Annotated in this window: 16 protein-coding genes; 11 read left to right on the top strand and 5 right to left on the bottom strand. The window is 61.0% G+C overall.

The window, feature by feature from the left end:
• Positions 1-97: 97 nt before the first annotated feature.
• Positions 98-958, top strand: a complete 861-nt coding sequence (locus tag AC54AG_RS01295) for a hypothetical protein (RefSeq protein WP_496629323.1) — start codon at positions 98-100, stop codon at positions 956-958.
• A 75-nt stretch (positions 959-1,033) separates the two neighbouring features.
• Here the strand turns inward: AC54AG_RS01295 and tal are convergent, their stop codons facing one another.
• Positions 1,034-1,969, bottom strand: coding sequence for a transaldolase (tal, locus tag AC54AG_RS01290; RefSeq protein WP_496629322.1), 936 nt, complete (start codon positions 1,967-1,969; stop codon positions 1,034-1,036).
• A gap of 207 nt (positions 1,970-2,176) precedes the next feature.
• Here tal and AC54AG_RS01285 point away from each other — a divergent pair, with 207 nt between their 5' ends.
• The 6 genes from AC54AG_RS01285 to AC54AG_RS01260 all read left to right on the top strand — a co-directional run bounded on the left by AC54AG_RS01285 (position 2,177) and on the right by AC54AG_RS01260 (position 9,867).
• Positions 2,177-5,041, top strand: a complete 2,865-nt coding sequence (locus AC54AG_RS01285) for a type VI secretion system Vgr family protein (protein ID WP_496629321.1) — start codon at positions 2,177-2,179, stop codon at positions 5,039-5,041.
• Between the two features lie 10 nt (positions 5,042-5,051).
• Positions 5,052-5,984, top strand: a complete 933-nt coding sequence (locus tag AC54AG_RS01280) for a DUF4123 domain-containing protein (protein ID WP_331778412.1) — start codon at positions 5,052-5,054, stop codon at positions 5,982-5,984.
• Between the two features lie 40 nt (positions 5,985-6,024).
• Positions 6,025-6,477: a DUF3304 domain-containing protein gene (locus AC54AG_RS01275; RefSeq protein WP_331778411.1), complete on the top strand. Its 453-nt coding sequence runs from the start codon at positions 6,025-6,027 to the stop codon at positions 6,475-6,477.
• A 273-nt stretch (positions 6,478-6,750) separates the two neighbouring features.
• Positions 6,751-7,203: a DUF3304 domain-containing protein gene (locus AC54AG_RS01270; RefSeq protein ID WP_331778410.1), complete on the top strand. Its 453-nt coding sequence runs from the start codon at positions 6,751-6,753 to the stop codon at positions 7,201-7,203.
• A gap of 4 nt (positions 7,204-7,207) precedes the next feature.
• Positions 7,208-9,376, top strand: coding sequence for a phospholipase effector Tle1 domain-containing protein (locus AC54AG_RS01265; protein ID WP_331778409.1), 2,169 nt, complete (start codon positions 7,208-7,210; stop codon positions 9,374-9,376).
• 38 nt (positions 9,377-9,414) lie between these two features.
• On the top strand, positions 9,415-9,867 hold the full coding sequence (locus tag AC54AG_RS01260) for a DUF3304 domain-containing protein (RefSeq protein ID WP_331778408.1): 453 nt from the start codon (positions 9,415-9,417) through the stop codon (positions 9,865-9,867).
• A 50-nt stretch (positions 9,868-9,917) separates the two neighbouring features.
• Here the strand turns inward: AC54AG_RS01260 and AC54AG_RS01255 are convergent, their stop codons facing one another.
• Positions 9,918-10,772, bottom strand: a complete 855-nt coding sequence (locus AC54AG_RS01255; RefSeq protein ID WP_034750862.1) for an SIS domain-containing protein — start codon at positions 10,770-10,772, stop codon at positions 9,918-9,920.
• A gap of 87 nt (positions 10,773-10,859) precedes the next feature.
• Positions 10,860-12,332 carry a glucose-6-phosphate dehydrogenase gene (zwf, locus tag AC54AG_RS01250; protein ID WP_034750861.1) on the bottom strand — a complete coding sequence of 491 codons (1,473 nt, stop codon included), beginning with the start codon at positions 12,330-12,332 and terminating at the stop codon, positions 10,860-10,862.
• 563 nt (positions 12,333-12,895) lie between these two features.
• Here zwf and AC54AG_RS01245 point away from each other — a divergent pair.
• Complete coding sequence (locus tag AC54AG_RS01245) at positions 12,896-13,849, top strand: chemotaxis protein (protein ID WP_034750860.1); 954 nt, start codon at positions 12,896-12,898, stop codon at positions 13,847-13,849.
• A 239-nt stretch (positions 13,850-14,088) separates the two neighbouring features.
• On the opposite strand, the gene AC54AG_RS01240 is transcribed toward AC54AG_RS01245, so the two are convergent.
• Together AC54AG_RS01240 and pgi are read right to left on the bottom strand one after the other, a co-directional pair.
• Positions 14,089-14,985, bottom strand: a complete 897-nt coding sequence (locus AC54AG_RS01240) for an SMP-30/gluconolactonase/LRE family protein (protein WP_496629320.1) — start codon at positions 14,983-14,985, stop codon at positions 14,089-14,091.
• A 14-nt stretch (positions 14,986-14,999) separates the two neighbouring features.
• On the bottom strand, positions 15,000-16,664 hold the full coding sequence (pgi, locus tag AC54AG_RS01235) for a glucose-6-phosphate isomerase (protein WP_496629319.1): 1,665 nt from the start codon (positions 16,662-16,664) through the stop codon (positions 15,000-15,002).
• 336 nt (positions 16,665-17,000) lie between these two features.
• Here pgi and edd point away from each other — a divergent pair, with 336 nt between their 5' ends.
• The 3 genes from edd to AC54AG_RS01220 all read left to right on the top strand — a co-directional run bounded on the left by edd (position 17,001) and on the right by AC54AG_RS01220 (position 20,250).
• A complete protein-coding gene (gene edd / locus AC54AG_RS01230; protein WP_496629318.1) occupies positions 17,001-18,914 on the top strand; it encodes a phosphogluconate dehydratase in 1,914 nt (637 codons plus the stop codon).
• 3 nt (positions 18,915-18,917) lie between these two features.
• The gene (locus tag AC54AG_RS01225; protein WP_128142236.1) at positions 18,918-19,547 is read left to right on the top strand and encodes a bifunctional 4-hydroxy-2-oxoglutarate aldolase/2-dehydro-3-deoxy-phosphogluconate aldolase; all 630 of its coding nucleotides are present in this window, start codon (positions 18,918-18,920) and stop codon (positions 19,545-19,547) included.
• A 181-nt stretch (positions 19,548-19,728) separates the two neighbouring features.
• A complete protein-coding gene (locus AC54AG_RS01220; protein WP_034750855.1) occupies positions 19,729-20,250 on the top strand; it encodes a hypothetical protein in 522 nt (173 codons plus the stop codon).

The following is a 20,250-nucleotide window of genomic DNA, read 5'->3' as shown; positions in this document are numbered from 1 at the left end:
GCAACCATTCTCTTGAGAAATGTTGCATAATATTGGACGTTGAATTTTTGGCATGTGCCAAGGATTCCGTATGTCTTGCTTTTTTTATTGGAATCGTATGCAACTGAATCACGCTTTTGTTCTGACCCTGATCGCCGCTTCGCTTGCCGCTTGCGGTGGTGGCGGTTCTTCTTCCCCATCCGATACGGCGGTTGCCGTGAACACGACCAAGCCTGCCGATCCGGTGGCGCCCGTCGTTCCTGTCGTTCCCGCCGTGCCAGCGGCCACCGGCGAAAACACGGGTAGCGTCAGCGCCCGTTTCGTCAATGGCGACAATAGCCGCTTCATCTTTACGGCTATCGGCTTGCAGAGCAGTGGCAAGGCCAGCCTGCTGGTCCAGGATACCTCCGGCGCCTTGAGCAATATCGGCAGCATCGTGCTGACGGGCAACCCGTCCGTGACGCGCGAAATCAGCGGCGACGCGGCTTTTGCGCAGGGACGCTGGTTCAAGGGCTCGTTCAGCAACAGTACTGGTGCCACGACGTTGACCGGTAACAATGCCAGCGCGCATTACGTCGCCTACAACGTGCTCGCCGCATTGCCAGCGACCGGCACGTTCACCTGCGATGCCGGCACGTTCACGGCGCCAAGCTATACGGGCGGTACGAACATCTCGTCGAGCGGCTACTTCGGCACTGCCAGCGGCACTGCCAGCATGTCCTTCGATGCCTCCGGCGCGAAAATAGCGCTGGCCATCGACGCCAGCGCTGGCGGCAGCACGGGCAAAGTATCGGCTTCGACGACCATCGCTTCGCCAGGTTCCAGCAGCATCACCGGCGGCTACCTGTCGAACGGCACGGGCGCGCAGCTGATGCTGGGCGACGGCGGCGCCGGCCGCTATCTGCTGATCGCCGCCTACAAGGCGCAGCTGGCGAATGGCGCCAATTACCAGGGCGTGGCCACGTTCCGCTGCTCCTGATCGCACGGGCATGAAAAAAGCGGCGTCCGTGCAATGCACGGCGCCGCTTTTTTTCGTCCGTCGCGATTGCCGCGATTAACGCAGCGCCGCGATCATCTGTTTCAGCTTGCCGGAATCGATGCAGAAGGCGCGGATGCCTTCGGCCAGTTTTTCCGTCGCCATCGCGTCTTCATTCATCATGAAGCGGAACGCTTCTTCGTTCAGCGACATTTGCACGATGTTGGTCGATGGCGCCGCTTCGGCGCTCAGCTTGCGTTCCACCGGCGCGTCGCTGTCGGCCAGTTTTTGCAGCAGGTCGGGGCTGATGGTGAGCAGGTCGCAGCCGGCCAGTTCGAGGATTTGCGACGTGTTGCGGAAGCTCGCGCCCATCACCTCGGTCTTGTAGCCGAACTTGCGATAGTAGTTGTAGATGCGGCGGACCGATTGCACGCCCGGATCTTCCGCGCCCATGTAATCGATACCCGTCGATTTCTTGTACCAGTCGTAGATGCGGCCGACGAACGGCGAAATGAGCTGGGCGCCCGCTTCGGCGCAGGCAATCGCCTGGGCCAGCGAGAACAGCAGGGTCATGTTGCAGCGGATGCCTTCCTTTTCCAGGATGGCGGCGGCGCGGATGCCTTCCCAGGTGGAGGCGATCTTGATCAGCACGCGCTCGCGTGGAATACCGGCATTCGAATACAGGGCGATCAGGTCGCGGCCCTTGGTGACCGTGCCTTCCGTGTCGAACGACAGGCGCGCATCGACTTCGGTGGAGACGCGGCCGGGGATGGTTTGCAGGATTTCCACGCCAAAGGCGATCAGCAGGCGGTCGATAATTTCGGCGGTCGAGGCGTTAGGATGGTCGCGCACGGCCTTTTCCAGCAGCGGCTTGTATTCATCCTTTTGCACGGCCTTCAGGATCAGCGACGGATTCGTCGTCGCATCGCGCGGCGTGTAGGCCTGGATCGATTGGAAGTCGCCGGTGTCGGCCACCACGGTAGTAAATTGCTTCAGTTGTTCGAGTTGGTTCATGGCTGCACGGGAAAGAGTGAATGGGCTTGCCGGGCTATTGTACCGAATTCACTGCCTGAAGCATCGACTATTGGCTTGCCCGCGCACTACTTACTCAATTGAATCTTGCTTTTTTGAGAACTCGCGCATAATTGCCTGGACTTGTTTATTTTGTACATTGTTTTAATAAGCAATGTGCGATGCCACTCTCCAGATGAAGAGCATCTTTTGACACAAGATATCGTTAGCGCGGTAGCCGCCTTCAACGGCGCGACACGCCTGTATGCATTGTCCATCGGCGACGATGGACAGGACAGCGGCTTGCTGGTCGAAGCCTTTGCCGCCGACGAGCGGCTGCAGGAGGTCGGTGCGCGCGACATCATCGCCTTGTCCACCAGCGCCCATGTGGCGCTGGCGTCGCTGCTGGGCCAGCCTGCCAGCCTGCACGTCAGCCTGGCGGACGGCACGCGCACCCCATTTTCCGGCTATATCAGCGCCGCCGCCACGCTGGGCAGCAATGGCGGCCTGGCGCGCTACCGGCTGCGCATCACCCCATGGCTGTGGCTGCTGACCCAGGCGCGTAACAGCCGCGTCTGGCAAGACAGGAGCGTGAGCGCCATCGTCGACGAGGTCTTGCAGGCGTATGCGCCGTACGCGCTGTGGCGCTGGAGCGACGAGGTGGCGTCATTCATGCAGGAGGCGGGCGAGCGCAGCTATTGCTGCCAGTACCGGGAATCGGATTACGATTTCGTGCGCCGCCTGCTGACGGAAGAGGGGCTGGCCTGGCGGTTTGACGGTCAGACCATGGTCGTCTTTGCCGACAGCAGCCAAGCGTGCGCCACGCCCGAGGACGCCAGCAGCGCGCAGGGCGGCGGCTTGCGCTTTCATGGCGCCCGCTTCGGCGAGCCGGGCGACAGCGTGCAGGCCTTGAGCGCGCGGCGCAGCCTGCAGGTGGGCCTGAGCAGCGTGCTCAGCTATGACTACAAGGCGAAAAAGGCCGTAGCCGCCAGCGTGCCGACCAACACTGCGCTCGGCGGCAAGAATGCGCCTATGCTGGAAAGCTACGATACGCCGGGCCAGTACTGGTACGCCAGCGCCGCCCAGGCGCAGCGTTACGCGCAGTTGCAGATGCAGGCCCATGAAGTGGGCGCCCAGCTGTGGCAGGCGCGCTCGACCGTGCGCACCTTGCGCGCCGGCACGCGTTTTACCCTGACGCAGGGTCCGTTACCGCCCGCCGATGGCGCCGCATCCGAATATGTCGTGCTGCGCGTGGCCAGCATCGGCGTCAACAACCTGCCGGCGCCGGCACTGGAGGGATTGGCGGAACTGTTCGGCCCGATACCGGAATTGCTGGAGGAAACCGTGGCGCAGTGGGGCGACGGTTTTCCCGATGTCGCCGCCGCGATCGCCCAGGCGCAAGCCAGCGGTTACGCCAACTGCATCGAGATGATCACAGCAAGCACGCCGTGGCGTCCGCTGCAGGATGGCAGCGATGCGCGCCAGCACGCCACGCCGACTGCCCTGGGCAGCCAGAGCGCCATCGTCGTCGGCGCCGAGGGCCAGGACGCGGCCAGCGGCGCCGATGAAATCTATTGCGACAGGCTGGGCCGGGTGCGCATCCGCTTTCACTGGCAACAGGAAACACATGCCACCTGCTGGGTGCGTGTGGCGCAGCGCGCGGCCGGCGGCGGCATGGGTAGCCAGTTCCTACCGCGCATCGGCCAGGAAGTGCTGGTGCAATTTTTGGAAAACGATATCGACCGGCCCGTCATCATCGGCGCGCTGTACAACGGCCAGGGCGAGGGCGGTACCAAGCCGACCCCGGGCGGCGTTGGCGGCGAGTCGGGCGACGCCGGCGTTTTCCAGCCGGCACACGATCACGCGGTAGCGGGCCAGGGCAATGTGGCGGGCGGCAACAGTCCGCTGTGGCACGGGGCAGCTGGCGCCAGCGCGGCGCACCGCAATGCCAGCGCGCAATGGGGCATCCGCAGCAAGGAGTTCGGCAAGGCTGGAGGAGCGGCGGGCTACAACCAGCTGCTGTTCGACGACACCGACAGCCAGGGCCGGGTGCAACTGAAAAGCAGCCATGCGGCCAGCGAACTCACTCTTGGCCACTTGATCCACGGCGCCGACAATTACCGGGGCAGCCTGCGCGGCGCGGGCGCCGAGCTGCGCACCGATGCGTATGGCGCGGTGCGGGCGGGCGCCGGGCTCCTGATTTCCAGCTACCTCGTCAACCACGACGCCCGGGCGCGCGATCCGGCCGGCGACAATGCGCCCGGCATGGCGCTGCTCAAGCAGGCGGCCAAGCTGGGCGAGACCTTCAGCGAGGCGGCCGTCACGCATCAGGGGGTGGCCTATGCGGGGCACTTGGGGGCGACGGCGCCCGGCAGCAGTGTGCTCGATGCCAAGGCCGCGCCGTTGTCGGCATTCTTGACCAGTGCCTCGGGCATGCTGAGCCGCGACAGCGCGGACGCCGCCAGGAGCGACGCGGCCGGCAAGCCCACGGCGCCGGCTGACGACAAGCTGCCGCACAGCAGCGACGCCATCATCGCGGTGGCGGCCAAGGCGGGCCTGGGCGTGGTGGCGGGCCAGGATATGCAACTGGCCAACGGCGAAACGGCAACACTGATGAGCGGGCTCGATACGCAGTTCGCCAGCGGCGGTCAATGGCGACTGCACACGGGCCAGGCGATCGGCATGCTGGGCGGTGTCGTCAAACCGGGCGAGGGCGAGCTGGGCGTCCAACTGGTGGCGGCCAGCCAGCCCATCGAGGTGCAGGCCCAGTCCGACGAGATCAAGGTGCAGGCGCGCGAAGAGGTCAATGTCGCCAGCGCCAACGCGCACATCGACTGGGCGGCGGCGAAAAGCATCCGCCTGTCGACGGCGGGCGGCGCCAACATCACGATCGAGGGCGGCAACATCACGATCCAGTGCCCGGGCAAGATCACCGTGTTTGCCGGGAAGAAAAGTTTTATCGGGCCGGTACGGCTCGCTTATCCATTGCCGGCGCTGCCTGCCAGCGTCTGCAAAGCGTGTCTGCTGGCAGCGTTGCGTAGCGGCAGCCCGTTTGTCGCGCCCACGGCAGCCTAGAAAAGGAGCCATGATGTACTTTGCCATCGATCTTCCCGACCCGGAAGTTCCAGCACTGATCGCGCAGCAACTGCAGGCCTTGCGTGCGGACGCGGTAGTGGCGAACGGCGGCCGGCCCCTGCATCTGCTGGCGCTGCTCGACGGCGCCTGCGACGAGGAATTTTTCACCAAGCGCTACCCGAGTCGCTTGCGGCGTCAGTCGCTGTATGCGTATACCTCGCTGCAAAACTTCAAGAGCGCCGCACCGCATCTAATGGCGGCACCATCGGCAAGCAGCGAGCAGGCCGAGTGGCTGCAGCGCCTGTTTTCGCTGTGCGCAGGCAAGCCCATGCTCAGCATCATCGCCAGCACGCTCAATATCGACCAGCTGGAGCAGCATCTGCGCCCCTATTTGATTGCCATCACGCCAGACACCGTCGAATGGCCCGTGCGCTGGGCCGATACGCGCATATTGCCGGCCTTGCTGACGGCTTTGACCCCAACGCAGTCTGCGCATTTGCTGAGTCCCATCTACCGCTGGTGGTCACTGCGGCGCGATGGCTCGCTGATCAGTTGGCAGGGCGAGGCGCAGACCAGTCCCGTCCCTGCGGAGTTTGATAAATTTCCCCTCGGCGACACGGCCTTTGCCGCCCTGGTGGATATCGCCGAGGCCGACGCCATCCTTGCCAATCTGCATGATGTGCAGCCGGACCTGTTTCATTCCGGCACCCCGGCCGAGTGCCACGCGCGCGTGGTGCGTCATTTGCTTGTGGCAAACGCCAGCGGCATCGAGGCGGCAGGCCAGCGTCAGCATTTCAGCGCCCTGGCCTTGATGCTGGCCGATGATTTTACCTTGCATCCTGCGATGGCCAGCCTGTTGCGGCGCACGCGCCAGGGGGCGAATTATCTGTCCGAGCTCGACACGCTGCCCGACGATTTCTGGCAGGCGCGCTCTGCTGCCTAGCTTTGCTCCCTCAACTGCTTACTTTTATAAAAGGAAAATCATGAAATGGATTATGTATCTTGGCATCGCCTTGTTGCTGAGCGGTTGTGCGGTCAAGGCCAGGCAGATTGAAGAAGCCGGCCCAAGTCCTACCGCGACGGCGCAGGTGGGTATTGTCAACCATACGGGGAAGTATATTTATTCCGCATCGGTGGATGGAGCGGGAGGGGCCAATATGGCCAGATGGGGGGCGGGCGGGGCAAATATTTGCTGTACATCGATTCCCCGCGTATGGCATCCAGGAATGAATGTCTTGGTGCGGTGGAATATGCCTGAAGGGCACACTGATGTCATTAAGGAAAAAATGGTCGAAATTGAAAAATATGATAGGCCAGGAGATATTTATATGCACTTTTTTGAGAATGATGAGGTGAGAGTTGTTGTGTCGAATGATGCAGGATATGGAAAAGATCATCCGATTCAACACATGGCTAATCCATCGACTAAAAAATGAATCCTTAAGATTAAAGCACCACCTTTCAAGGCTACGATCCCTGTCGATGTTTTCTTAAAGCCAGACGTGCGTGATCAGCCAAAAAAATGCTCAAGGTACATGTGATGTGGCTTCAGACGCACTGTGTAACATAGCTGGCCAGCCAGTTGCGGCGGACGCGCCAGGGTGCGAATTACCTGTCCGAGCTCGACACGTTGCCCGACGATTTCTGGCAGGCGCGCTCTGCTGCCTAGCCTTGTTTCTTCAACTGCTAACTTTTATAAAAGGAAAATCATGAAATGGATTATGTATCTTGGCACTGTCTTGCTGCTGAGCGGCTGCGCCTTAAAGACCCGGCAGGTCGAGCCAGCTGGCCCAAGTCCTACCGCGACGGCGCAGGTGGGTATTGTCAACCATACGGGGAAGTATATTTATTCTGCATCGGTGGATGGGGCAGGAGGGGCCAATATGGCCAGATGGGGAGCGGGGGGAGCTGATGTTTGTTGTGCTTCTATTCCGCGGGTATGGTATCCGGGAATGAAAGTCTTGGTGCGTTGGAATATGCCTGAAGGGCGTACCGACGTTATTAAAGAAAAAATGGTGGAAGTGGAAAAATACGATGAGCCTGGGGATATCTATATGCATTTCTTCCCCAATGATGAGGTGAGAGTTGTCGTGTCAAATGCCGGAGGGGGGGCAAAAACTCATCCTATTCTTCACTCCGGCAAACCTGCCAATATTCCTTGATATTATGATCAGTGAAACTCCCAATTCAGCGCCGTTTCCCGTCGATTTTTTTCTAAAACCGTCGACGAAAGAACAATCCGAAATTGCCAAGGAGGCATGTGCTAAGAAAGATAGCGCGCCGTGCAGTATTCCAGTAAGGGTTGGACTTTTCTTTGATGGAACCAATAATAATCTGGAGCGCGATAGGAATGGGGTTAGAACAGGCGTGCTCGACCCGAAAACAAAGAAGCCTATTCCTATAAGTAATGCTGTGGTCGACGCCAATAGTGCCAGTCATAGCAATGTGGCGCGGCTATTTTCGAGTTTTCCATCGAATAAACGGGGTACGGGATATTTTCGAAATTATATTCCTGGCGTCGGAACTCCATTTGTTGAAATCGGTGAATTGACTGAATCGGATGAGGGGAAAGCTTTTGCCAAAGGAGGGCAGCCGCGCATTATCTGGGGATTGTTGCAGGTTTTAAATGCAATTCATCGAACGGTATATGGAGATGAAATTCCATTATATAAATCAGATAAGGCTGGCGAACTTGCCCGTGCTTATGATAATGCCGTAGGCCACAAAAAGGTGCCGCATCCCTCAACCGGCAGGGAGCGCTTCATGACTCACTCGGACTGGTTCGCTGAGCATATTGAAAAACTAAGGGAGGCGATGGCGGCACGGCCCAAGCCGCATATCCCATCGCTGACCCTGTCCGTGTTCGGTTTTTCGAGGGGCGCCGCCGAGGCGGTGGCGTTCTGTCAGCTGTTTGCCGATTTGCTCAAGCCGGGCGAGAAGGGGCCGGAGTTTGCCGGCATCCTCGCCAGCATCGATTTTCTTGGCGTCTTTGACACGGTGGCAACCGTCGGCAGCTCGGCGTCTGTGGCGCAAACCACGATCGCGCCTGGCGCGATGTTCGATGGCCATTGGGCCTGGGCCAATGAATTGCTCAAACCGTTGCCGTCCTGCGTCATGGCAGGCTTGCATTGTATTGCCACGCATGAGCAGCGCATGAATTTTCCCGTCACGCGCCTGACAGGGAAAATCGAGGAAGTGTATTTCCCTGGCGTGCACTCGGACGTGGGAGGCGGCTATGGTCCGGGCGAGCAGGGAAAGGGACGCGGCGGACAAGCGGCCTTGCTGTCGCAAATCCCGCTCGCGCATATGTTCAAGGAAGCGCGCCTCAAGGGCGTGCCCTTAATACCGTTCAGCGAACTGGAACTTCGCGATCAGGAGGATTTCCAGGTCAGTCAAGAGCTTGCCAAAGCATGGGAAGCATATACCGCCGAGCTTAACAAGCAAGGCGCCTTGCTGAGCAAGCACATGGAGCTGTATTACCGCTGGCGCGCCGTGCGCGTCAAGACCCTGGAAGCCACGGCCAGCTTCAAGGCGGCCAACGCGCAGGAGCGGGAGGATCTGGGTTCCTACAACCGCTTGCTGGCAGGCGATCTGGAAGCGCTGCGCGCGCGCAAAGCCTTCCGTCATGGTGATGAGGGGCAACCGTTCAGCGCCAGGGATATTGCGCGCATCAATCACTGGCAATACTATCGCGCGCAAAATCACACGTCCCTGGATAAATGGGAAGAATTTGCGCTCGATATATTCGATCACCCCAAACCGCTGCCGCCCGAAGTGATGCGTTTTTTTGACGACTATGTACATGATTCCCTGGCCGGCTTTTATATGGCCGGCGAAGTGACGGAATACGACAAGCGCGCCAGGATCGCTTCGTTCGCCAATAAACCGCCTAAGGACGGCTTTTATAAACGCGCGTATGAGTTCAGCCGGAAGACCGAAGCCGCGCAACTGAAACAGAAGAATGGCGAAGCATTGACGCCGGAAGAGGAAGCACTGGTCAAGGAAGCGCAGTACGGCACTCCCTATCCGATCCGTACGGATGCCGACAGCGCTGACATGCGCAGCGGGGTGATCACCACGCAAACCTATACGCGTCGCGAGGGCGGTGGCTATATCCTGCGCCGTGGCTATTACCCGCAAAGCGGCTTCTTCCGGAAAAGCGTGCACGAAAACGAGTTGCAACGCATGCCGACGGCTGGTATCAAGGCGAAAGAAACACCCGAAGAATTCGTGTGGAGCGAAAACTTGATACAAGATATTGCGCAAGCCAAAGCCGATGAAGAGATTTACCTGGCGCAGCAGCGCTACGCAACGCGGGCCGAGGCGCTCGCATAGGACGTAATTTCAGCGTGGCTGGAGCCGAAAGGAAAAATATGAAATGGATTATTTATCTTGGTACTGCTTTGCTGCTGAGCGGCTGCGCGTTCAAGGCCAGGCAGGTTGAGGTAGCCGGCCCAAGTCCTACCGCGACGGCGCAGGTGGGTATTGTCAATCATACGGGGAAGTATATTTATTCCGCATCGGTGGATGGGGCCGGAGGGGCCAATATGGCCAGGTGGGGAGCGGGAGGGGCAGAAATTTGCTGTGCCTCTATCCCGAGAGTGTGGTATCCGGGGATGATGGTTCTAGTGCGGTGGAATATGCCTGAGGGGCATACCCACGTAATCAAAGAAAAGATGGTGGAAGTGGAAAAATACGATAGACCGGGAGATATCTATATGCACTTTTTTCCCAATGACGAAGTGAGAGTTGTTGTGTCAAATGTGGATGGTGATAGTAAAAATCATCCTATTCTTCATTCCGGAAAACCTGCAGATATGCCTTGATGTCTGTCGCGAAAAGGATGAGCGCCAGCGAGGCTGGCGCCGATGGGGGATCAGCCGATGAAGGAGTCGAACTGCATGTCGAATTCCTGCAGCGCTTTCTGCGCATTCTGCATTTTCTTGCGGAATTCCGGTCCCCGCTGCAGGGCCAGGCCCACGGCCAGCACGTCGATCACGACCAGGTAGGCCAGGCGCGCGGAAATTGGGGTGTAGGGGTCGGTGTTGAAGACCAGGTCGATCGGGATCAGCACGGTCGCCAGGTCGGCCAGCGGCGTGCCCGATGGGGCCAGCACGACGACGTCGGCGCCGCCGCGGCGCGCCAGTTTCACGGAGCGCACGAGGGCGGGACTGTTGCCGCGCTGCGAGATGGCCACCAGACAGTCGCCGCCGCGCAGCAGGGCCGCGGCGATGCTGTGGATATTCGGATCGCTGTAGGCGACTGTCGGCACGCCCGAGCGGAAGAACTTGTGCTGCGCGTCTGCCGCCACGATGCCCGACGTGCCCTGGCCATAGAATTCGATCTTGCTGGCGCGCGACAGGATGTCGAGCGCGCGCTGGATCGCTTCCGGATTCAGGTTGTTGCGCAGGTCGAGCAGGGTGTTGATCGAGCGGCTGCAGATTTTGTTCACCAGGTCGGCCGCCAGGTCATCCTGCGCTGGCTGCTCGTTCGCGCCCGGCATGGCCAGGGCCAAGCCCTGCGCCAGCTTCAGCTTGAATTCATGCCAGCCGTCATAGCCCAGGGTGCGACAAAAGCGCACCACGGTCGGTTCCGACACCTGCGCGCTTTTCGCCAGTGCCGTGATGTTCTGGCTGACCGTCTGGTTAGGCTGGTCAAGCACGGCCAGCGCGACCTTTTTCTCCGACTTGGAGAGCGAATCGAGCTGGGTGCGGATGGAATCAAGCAGCATCAGGGTAGTCTTCTGGTAGGTGTTCAGGAGTGTAGGGATAATAGGTAAAGGGCCTGCCCATCTGCGGGCAGGCCCCTGTTTTGCCTGTTAATCCTCGGGTAATGCTTCTTCACGCCACTGCAAGCCATCGCGGCCGATCAGGGCGCTGGCGGCCGCAGGGCCCCAGGTGCCTGCCGTGTACGGAATCGGCGCGCTGTCGTTCTGTTCCCAGTTGTCGAGAATCGGCTCGACCCATTCCCAGGCCGCTTCCAGTTCGTCGCCGCGCATGAACAGGGTCAGCTGACCGCGCAGGACGTCGAGCAGCAGGCGCTCGTAGGCGTCCATGCGAGGGGTCTTGAACGATTCGCGGAAATCGAGTTCCAGTTCCGCCGGTTTCAAGCGCATGCCGTCGCCCGGGGTTTTTGCCATCAGGTTCATGCGCAAGCCTTCGTCCGGCTGCAGACGGATCACCAGGCAGTTCGGCTGGAAGCTGGAGGTCGGCTGGTTGAAGATCGAGTGCGGGATCTGCTTGAAGCGCACGACGATCTCGGCCAGGCTGTCGGCCATGCGCTTGCCCGTGCGCAGGTAGAACGGCACGCCGGCCCAGCGCCAGGTGTCGATTTCCGCCTTCAGGGCAACGAAGGTTTCGGTGCGCGAATGTTCCGGCGCATCCGGTTCGTCGCGGTAGCTCGGCACGGTGGCGCCGTCGACGTGGCCGGCGCGGTACTGGCCGCGCACGATGTTTTGCGCCAGGGTGGTGGGCGTGAATTTTTTCAGCGAGCGCAGCACTTGCAGCTTTTCATCGCGCACGGCGTCCGGCGCGATCGAGGTCGGCGGTTCCATGGCGACGATGCACAGCAGTTGCAGCAAGTGGTTTTGCAGCATGTCGCGCAGCGCGCCCGAGGTGTCGTAGTAACCCATGCGGTTGCCCACGCCCAGCTTTTCGGCGATGGTGATCTGCACGTCGGAAATCCATTCGCGGCGCCACAGCGGTTCGAACAGGATATTGCCGAAGCGCAGGGCCAGCAAGTTCTGCACGGTTTCCTTGCCCAGGTAATGGTCGATACGGTAGATCTGCGATTCCTGGAAGACCTTGCCCACTTCGGCGTTGATCTGCTTGGCGCTGGCCAGGTCGCGGCCCAGCGGTTTTTCCAGCACCACGCGCGAATTCGGCGTCACCAGGCCGTTGTCTTCCAGGTTGTCGCAGATCAGCGCGAACAAATGCGGCGGCGTCGCCAGGTAGTACACGCGCGTCAGGTCGGCATCGCCGCGCAGCGCTTCGACCAGCGGCGCGTACGTGGCCGCATCGCTGGCGTTGAGCGACACATACACGATGCGCGCGCAGAATTTGCTCCAGGTCGCGGCATTCAGGGTGCTGGCCTTGATATGCGGGCGCGAGTTGGTTTCCACCATTTTCAGGAAGGCATCCTGGCCGCTGTCCTGGCGGCCCACACAGATGATGCGCGCCGTCGGCGGCAAATCGTTCGCGACGTCGCGCGCATACATTGCAGGCAACAACTTGCGCATTGCTAAATCGCCGCTGCCGCCAAACAGGACCAGGTCAAAATCGGTAAGTGCCATAAGTGAGTGTCGTCGCAAAAGTAAAAGGGCCGGAGCGGGGAGGAAGCCGACCGGAAGTGCCAGTCTGTCGCTACTATAATCGGTGGTGTAAATTTACTACGTAGAACAGGCAATTGCAAGAAATTTTACTACATTCCAACGGCTGCCGTCGCCATTTTGCCCGCTATGCATGGCTGCGATGCCGGCATGGCCATTATATGCCGTTCGCTGGCCTTGGTAAGCTATCGCGATTTGCACGCGGCGTTTCAAAGTAACCATGGTTGCCAGGGAAATTTCTAGTTCTCCACGTCATCATTTGCGCTGTAGCAACAGGCAAAGCAAGAAATGCTGTCAGGATCGCCGTTGGCAGCGTAAAGTAGCTTTGGAGAAAGTAAAAAACCGTATAATTCAAGCTCGAATCGATAGCAACTATTGGTTGTAAGAAATTGTACGATACATACTGCACCGCTAGCGCCGGCCATGCCCCGAACCCGCCATCCGACGTCCATGCGACGTGCAGTCCGCACTGTCCGCAGCATCAGGGGCAGGCGACTTAACTTTACAAGACGGCTCAAGGGGACACAATGAATTCAATGCAGCAAGATGTCGATGAACGCACCAGCCTGACAGGCAATAACAAATTCGAACTGTTCCTGTTCAAGCTCGGTACCAGTGATCACTCGACCAGCCGCGAACTGTTCGGCATCAATGTGTTCAAAGTCCGTGAAATCATGGAAATGCCGGCCATCACGGCCGTGGCCGGTTCGCACCCGCACATGCTGGGCGTGGTCAACATCCGTGGCCAGATCGTGCCCGTGATCGACTTGCCGATGGCGGTCGGCTGCAAGAGCAGCGGCTTGAAGATACTGATGGTGACCGAATTTGCCCGCTCGACACAGGCGTTTGCCGTGGAAGAGGTCGACGAAATCGTGCGCCTGGAATGGAATCAGGTGCTGTCGGCCGAGTCGAGCGTTGGCGGCGGCCTCGTTACCAGTATCGCGCGCCTCGATGGCGATACGGACAAGACACGCCTGGCGCAAGTGCTGGACGTGGAGCAAATCCTGCGCAACGTGCTGCCGTCGGGCGACCCGGACGTGGACGAGAACAGCATCGGCCCGCAAGTGCGCTTGCCGGCCGGCGCCGTGATCCTTGCGGCCGACGATTCCTCGCTGGCCCGCTCGCTGATCGAAAAGGGCCTCGAAGCGATGGGCGTGCCTTTCATCATGACCAAGACGGGCAAGGAAGCATGGGAACGCCTGCAGGCCATCTCGGCCCAGGCGGCCACGGAAGGCAAGACGGCGAAAGACAAGGTCGCGCTGGTGCTGACCGACCTGGAAATGCCGGAAATGGATGGCTTTACCTTGACGCGCAACATCAAGAACGATGGCCGCTTCTCCAACATCCCCGTGGTGATCCACTCGTCGCTGACGGGCTCGACCAACGAAGACCACGTCAAGGGCGTGGGCGCCGATGGCTATGTGGCGAAGTTCGTGGCGGCTGAATTGGCCGAGACGATCCGCAAGGTATTGTCGCGGTAATCCGGCGCGGCCATGGTCAACACTGTTGTCGGATTACGCGGGCCTTCGTCCCGCTAATCCGACCTACGCCGTTGCGCAAGAAAAAGCGCCGGACCCTCGCGGGTGCCGGCGCTTTTTCTTGCTGGCAAACGATTACGGCTGGTCCGCCACGCCTTTGGGCACGTGGCATCCGGTAGGTCGGATTGGCGCAGCGAAGCTGCGCGTAATCCGACGCCGCCACGGTCAACAATGGTGTCGGATTACGCCTGGTAAGCTGTTTCCGGCTGGCCTGCCACGTCCACGCGCACGGATAAGACGTGGCCTGTCAACGGGTAGTCGGCGATTTCGGCGGCGGAGCGGTTGTGGCTGGCGCTGGTGATGTACAGGGTGCGCAGGTCGGGGCCGCCGAACGTCACCATGGTGGGGCAGCGCACGGGCACGGTAATTTCGCCCAGCAGATGGCCATCGGGGGCGAAGCGCAAGATCTTGCCGCCTTCAAACATGGCCGACCAGTAATTGCCTTCGCTGTCGACGGCCGCGCCATCGGGGCGCCCGCCGTAATCAAACGCTTTCTTGTCCGTGGAAAAACGCTGGAACGGTTGTGGCTCGGAAATGGCACCCGTGGCCGCATCGAAATCGAAGCGGTCGATGCGGTGCGTGGTGGTATCCGAATGGTACATGGTGCGCTTGTCCGGGCTGAAGCCCAGGCCGTTCGACACGGTCATGCCGCCCGACCAGACCTTGCGTACTTGTCCTTTTTCCAGCACGAACATCTCTGCAGCGTCAGCGTTGCGCGGCTCGAAAATCGTGCCGACCCAGAAGCGGCCTGCCGGATCGACCTTGCCATCGTTGAAGCGCGTGGTGCTCATGTCGAACGGCGCCGGGGCGATTTCCGCCAGGCTGCCCGTCTTCGTGTCGAGGTGGGCAAAGCCGCTGCGCAAGGCCACGATCAGGCCGCCGCCCGCATTGATGGCCAGCGCCGACGGTTCCGTCGGCATGCTCCATTGGTCATGCTTGCCGCTGGCCGGGTGCAAGCGGTGCACGGCGCGGCCATCGATGTCGACCCAGTACAGGGCCGCTTCCTTGCCATGCCAAAGCGGGCATTCGCCCACTTGCATGGGCTTGTCGCTCACTACTTTGATTTCGTAAATATTCATAAACCTCAATTAAGTTAGTACGCCGCTTTGGCGGCTTTCGCCAAGGCAATCAAGCCATTGGTCGAGCTGTCGTGGTGGTCGGGACGGGCTTCGCCCGTCAGTTCGGCCTGGATTTTCTTGGCCAGCACCTTGCCCAGTTCCACGCCCCACTGGTCGAAACTGTTGACGTTCCACAAGACGCCCTGCACGAAGGTCTTGTGTTCGTACAACGCGATCAGGGCGCCCAGGGTGGTCGGGGTCAGCTGGTCCATCAGGATGGTGTTGCTGGGGCGGTTGCCTGGGAAAGTCTTGTGCGGCACCAGCGCTTCGATCTCGCTTTCCGGCAAGCCTTGCGCCTGCAAATCAAGACGTACTTCATCGCCCGTCTTGCCCGTCATGAAGGCTTCCGACTGGGCGAAGCAGTTGGCGAGCAGGGCGTCGTGGTGGCCCGGCAAGTCGTGCGTGGCGCGCAGGGCGGCGATGAAATCGATGGGCGTGATGTCCGTGCCCTGGTGCAGCAGCTGGAAATACGCATGCTGCGCATTCGTTCCGCAATCGCCCCAGATGACGGGGCCGGTCGGCACGCCGACGGGCACGCCATCCTTGGTGACGCGCTTGCCGTTGCTTTCCATGTCCAGCTGTTGCAGATAGGCGGCAAAGCGGCTCAAGTCCTGGTGATACGGCGCGATGGAGACGGAGCCGCAGTCGAGGAACTGGCGGTTCCAGAAACCGACCATGGCCAGCACGACGGGCATGTTCTGTTCCAGCGGGGCCTGGCGGAAATGCTGGTCCATCGCATGTGCGCCGGCGAGGAAATCGCTGAAGTATTCGAAGCCGACGGACAGGGCCACGGCCAGGCCGATCGACGACCAGACGGAGTAACGGCCGCCGACCCAGTCCCAGAACGGGAACATATTGTCCGGCGAAATGCCGAAGTCGACGATGGCTTGCGTGTTGGTCGAGACGGCCACAAAATGTTGCGCCAGATCCTTTTCTTCGCCTTCGAGCAGGAACCAGGCGCGCGCCGTGTTGGCGTTGAGCATGGTTTCTGCCGTAACAAAAGTTTTCGAAGCCACGATGAACAGGGTCGTTTCCGGATCGACCTTGGACAAGGTCGCTTCCATGTCGTGACCGTCGACGTTGGAAACAAAGTGCATTTCCAGGCCCGGGTTGGCGTAGGAGCGCAGGGCCAGGCACGCCATTTTCGGGCCCAGGTCCGAGCCGCCGATGCCGATGTTGACGATGTCGCAAATCGGCTTGCCCGTGTAGCCGAGCCAGCTGCCATTGCGGACCTTGTCTGTAAATGCCTTGACGCGTTGCAGCACATCTTGCACGTCGGCATCGATATCCTGGCCATCGACGACCAGCTTGGTGCCGCGTGGCGCGCGCAAAGCCGTATGCAGAACGGCCCGATGTTCGGTAAGATTGATTTTCTCGCCAGTGAACATGGCTTCGCGCTGCGCTTCCACGCCGCGCTCGCGGGCCAGGTCCATCAGCAGCGCCATGGTGGTGGCGTCGACCCTGTTTTTCGAGTAATCGAGCAGCAGGCCGGCCGCATCGACGGTCATGCTGGAAAAGCGGGCGGGGTCGGCCGCGAACAGCTGGCGCAGATGCACGTCGCGCAGGCTGGCGCTATGCGCTTGCAGGGACTGGAAACTGGCGGTGGCGGTGATGGCAGGAGTAGGTGCTGGCTGGCGCATGGCGGTCGGCTTGGGTGCTTGTCTCGGTTGAAAGGAGCGCGGCGCGTTCGTGGTGGCGAACAGCGGATCCGGCATTGGTATGAGAATAATACATCAGAAAAACGTAATTTCACTACAGTTTGTGACGCGAAGCGGATTTTGTTGTGCTTTTTTAAGCGATGGCACGCGTGACATATAAGAGCCACGTTGACAGGCGCGGCTACGCGATATTGCCCGGGTTTGCCTTGATACGCCGCAATCTGTCGCTTATTTGTGTTGCTGGCCCATGCAAGAGTGCTTCTTCTTTAGCATTTTGTAGTAAAATTTCACGAAATACTCATTTTTAAGGAAATCCATATGGCGCTGCATCCAGTAGTCGAATCCGTAACAGCGCGCATCATCGCGCGCAGCCGGCCATCGCGCGGCGCCTACCTGGCGCATCTGGATGCGGCCCGCATCCAGGGCGTGCAGCGCGGCGCCCTGTCGTGCACCAACCTGGCGCACGGCTTTGCCGCCTTTCCCGCCAACGACAAGCTGTCGCTGAAGGAATACAAGAAGCCGTCCGTGGCCATCGTGTCCTCGTACAACGACATGCTGTCGGCGCACCAGCCTTTCGAAGGCTTCCCGCAGATCATCAAGCAAGCCGTGCGCGAAGTGGGCGCCGTCGCCCAGTTCGCCGGTGGCGTGCCCGCCATGTGCGATGGCGTGACGCAAGGTCAGCCGGGCATGGAACTGTCGTTGTTCTCGCGTGACACCATCGCCATGTCGACGGCCGTGGCGCTGTCGCACAATATGTTCGACGCCGCCCTGTACCTGGGCGTGTGCGACAAGATCGTGCCGGGCCTGTTGATCGGCGCGCTGCACTTCGGTCACTTGCCAGCCATCTTCGTGCCGGCCGGTCCGATGACGTCGGGCCTGTCGAACAAGGAAAAAGCCCAGGTGCGCCAGTTGTATGCGCAAGGCAAGGCGACGCGTGAAGACTTGCTCGAAGGCGAATCGAAAGCCTACCATGGCGCCGGCACCTGTACCTTCTACGGCACGGCGAACAGCAATCAGATGCTGATGGAAGTGATGGGCCTGCACATGCCGGGCGCCGCCTTCATCACGCCGAACACGCCGCTGCGCGATGCGCTGACTGTGGCCGCCTCCCAGCGCGCCGCCGCCATCACGGCGCAAAGCGCCAGCTATTTGCCGGTTGGCCATATCGTCGACGAAAAATGTATCGTCAACGCCGTCGTGGGCTTGCTGGCCACGGGCGGTTCGACCAACCATACCTTGCACCTGGTGGCAATCGCCAAGGCGGCCGGCATCGTCATCGACTGGAACGATTTCAATGAACTGTCGGCCATCGTGCCGATGCTCACGCGCATCTACCCGAACGGCGACGCCGACGTGAACCATTTCCACGCGGCCGGCGGTACCGGTTACCTGATCCGCGAATTGCTGGACGCGGGCTTGCTGCACGAAGACGTCAACACCATCCTGGGCCACGGCTTGCGCGCGCACTGCATGGAGCCGTTCCTCGGCGAAGACGGCAAGGTCTTCTGGAAAGATGCTCCAGCCGCCAGCGCCGACGAAAACGTGCTGCGCCCCGCCTCGAATCCGTTCGCACCGGACGGCGGCATGGTCCTGGTCGCAGGTAACCTGGGCCGCGCCGTGATGAAGGTCTCGGCCGTCAAGCCGCAGCACCGCACAGTCGAAGCGCCGGCGCTCGTGTTCAATTCGCAGGAAGATTTCATGGCCGCCTACAAGGCGGGCACCCTGGACCGCGACTTCGTCGCCGTGCTGCGCTTCCAGGGCCCGCGCGCCAACGGCATGCCGGAACTGCATGCGCTGACGCCGGCGCTGGCCAATCTGCAGGATGCGGGCCGCCACGTGGCGCTCGTTACCGATGGCCGCATGTCGGGCGCGTCGGGCAAGGTGCCGGCCGCCATCCACGTGTCGCCAGAGATTCTCGCCGGCGGCCCGCTGGGCCTCGTGCGCGACGGCGACATCATCCGTCTCGACGCCTTTACCGGCGTGCTCGAGGCGCTGGTGCCGGCCGACGTCTGGCACGCGCGTTCGCTGGTTACCGCCGACCTGTCGCCGAATCACATCGGCATGGGCCGCGAGCTGTTTTCCATGTTCCGTTCCACCGTCAGCGCGGCGGAAGAAGGTGCAACCACCTTCGGCCTGCCGTCGCCGATTCCCACCACCGTCGCCTTGCACGACGCCGACAATGTCGGTGATACCGTACCGGGTTCCGATGAAGACTTTTTGGCTAGGAAATAAGAGATGACCATGACACTACTGGAAATTATGCGCACCTCGAGCGTGATCCCCGTGATTGCGATCGACGATCCTGAACACGCCGTACCGCTGGCGCGCGCGCTGGTGGCGGGCGGCATCCGCGTGCTGGAAGTAACCTTGCGCACCAAGCATGGCCTAGAAGCGATCCGCGCCATGTCGGAAGTACCGGGCGCCATCGTCGGCGTGGGCACCTTGACGCGTCCCGAGGAATTCGTGCAGGCGCGCGATGCGGGCGCCGTCTTCGGCGTGTCGCCAGGCCTGACGTCGGCCCTGGTGGCGGCGGCCAAAAGCAGCGGCTTGCCTTTGCTGCCAGGCGTGATGACGCCGGGCGAAGTGATGGCGGCGCGTGAAAACGGCTTCCAGCAGCTAAAACTGTTCCCGGCCGTGCCGGCCGGCGGCATCGGCATGCTCAACGCCATCTACGGCCCGCTGCCGGACGTGACGTTCTGCCCGACCGGTGGTATTTCGCAAGAGACGGCGTCGCAGTTCCTGGCGCTGAAAAACGTCGCCTGCGTGGGCGGCTCCTGGCTGACACCGAAAGACGCGATCGCGGCCGGCAACTGGGACCGCATCACGGAAATCGCCAAAGCTGCCAGCGGCCTGCGCTCCGCCTAGTCGTACCTGACATAAGCTACTGCGCGTCGCGCTTTGCGGCCTGCGATGCTCACCGTACTAGAGTACGGTTGCGCTTCTTAGCCACAAATCGCTGCCGCTCGCTACGCTTCTGTCAGGTACTTGCAGTTATAGTACTCGGCAAGCTCCCATGCTTGCCGCTTCTTTCTTCTGACGGAGTGCCATGCGCGTCTTGCGCCGCCCCCTCACCATCGGCGAAACCGCCATGGCCCGCAGCGTCTTCCAGGGCGCCATCGACTACGCGCGCGTGCGCGTCGTGCGCGGCTCCTTTCTACCGTTTGGCTTGCAGGACCAGAACACGGCGATGACGCCGCGCGGCAGCCTGCACTTCATGCCGGCCCAGTACCGCGACGATTTCTCCCGCGAAGGCAACAGCGGCAAGCTGTTCTTCATCCACGAAATGGTGCACGTGTGGCAGTACCAGCTTGGCTACAGCGTGCTGCTGCATGGCGTGCTGCTGGCGCTGCGCGGCGGCTACATCGGCCAACGCGCCTACCGCTACGATGCGCAAGCGGGCGGCGTCCTGTCCGACTTCAACATGGAGCAGCAGGGCGACATCATCGCCCACTACTTCGGCGCGCGCCAGCTGGGCATTCCCGCCTACGTGGCCAAGCTGCCGCAGCTGCAGGATATCCTGCAAGGCTTCCTGATCAACCCCGCCGACCGCCGCCTGCTGCCGCGCTGA

Source organism: Janthinobacterium sp. BCJ23, assembly GCF_059617945.1.
Note: the sequence above shows the minus strand (reverse complement) of the source record. Positions and strands in the feature narration are given on the sequence as shown.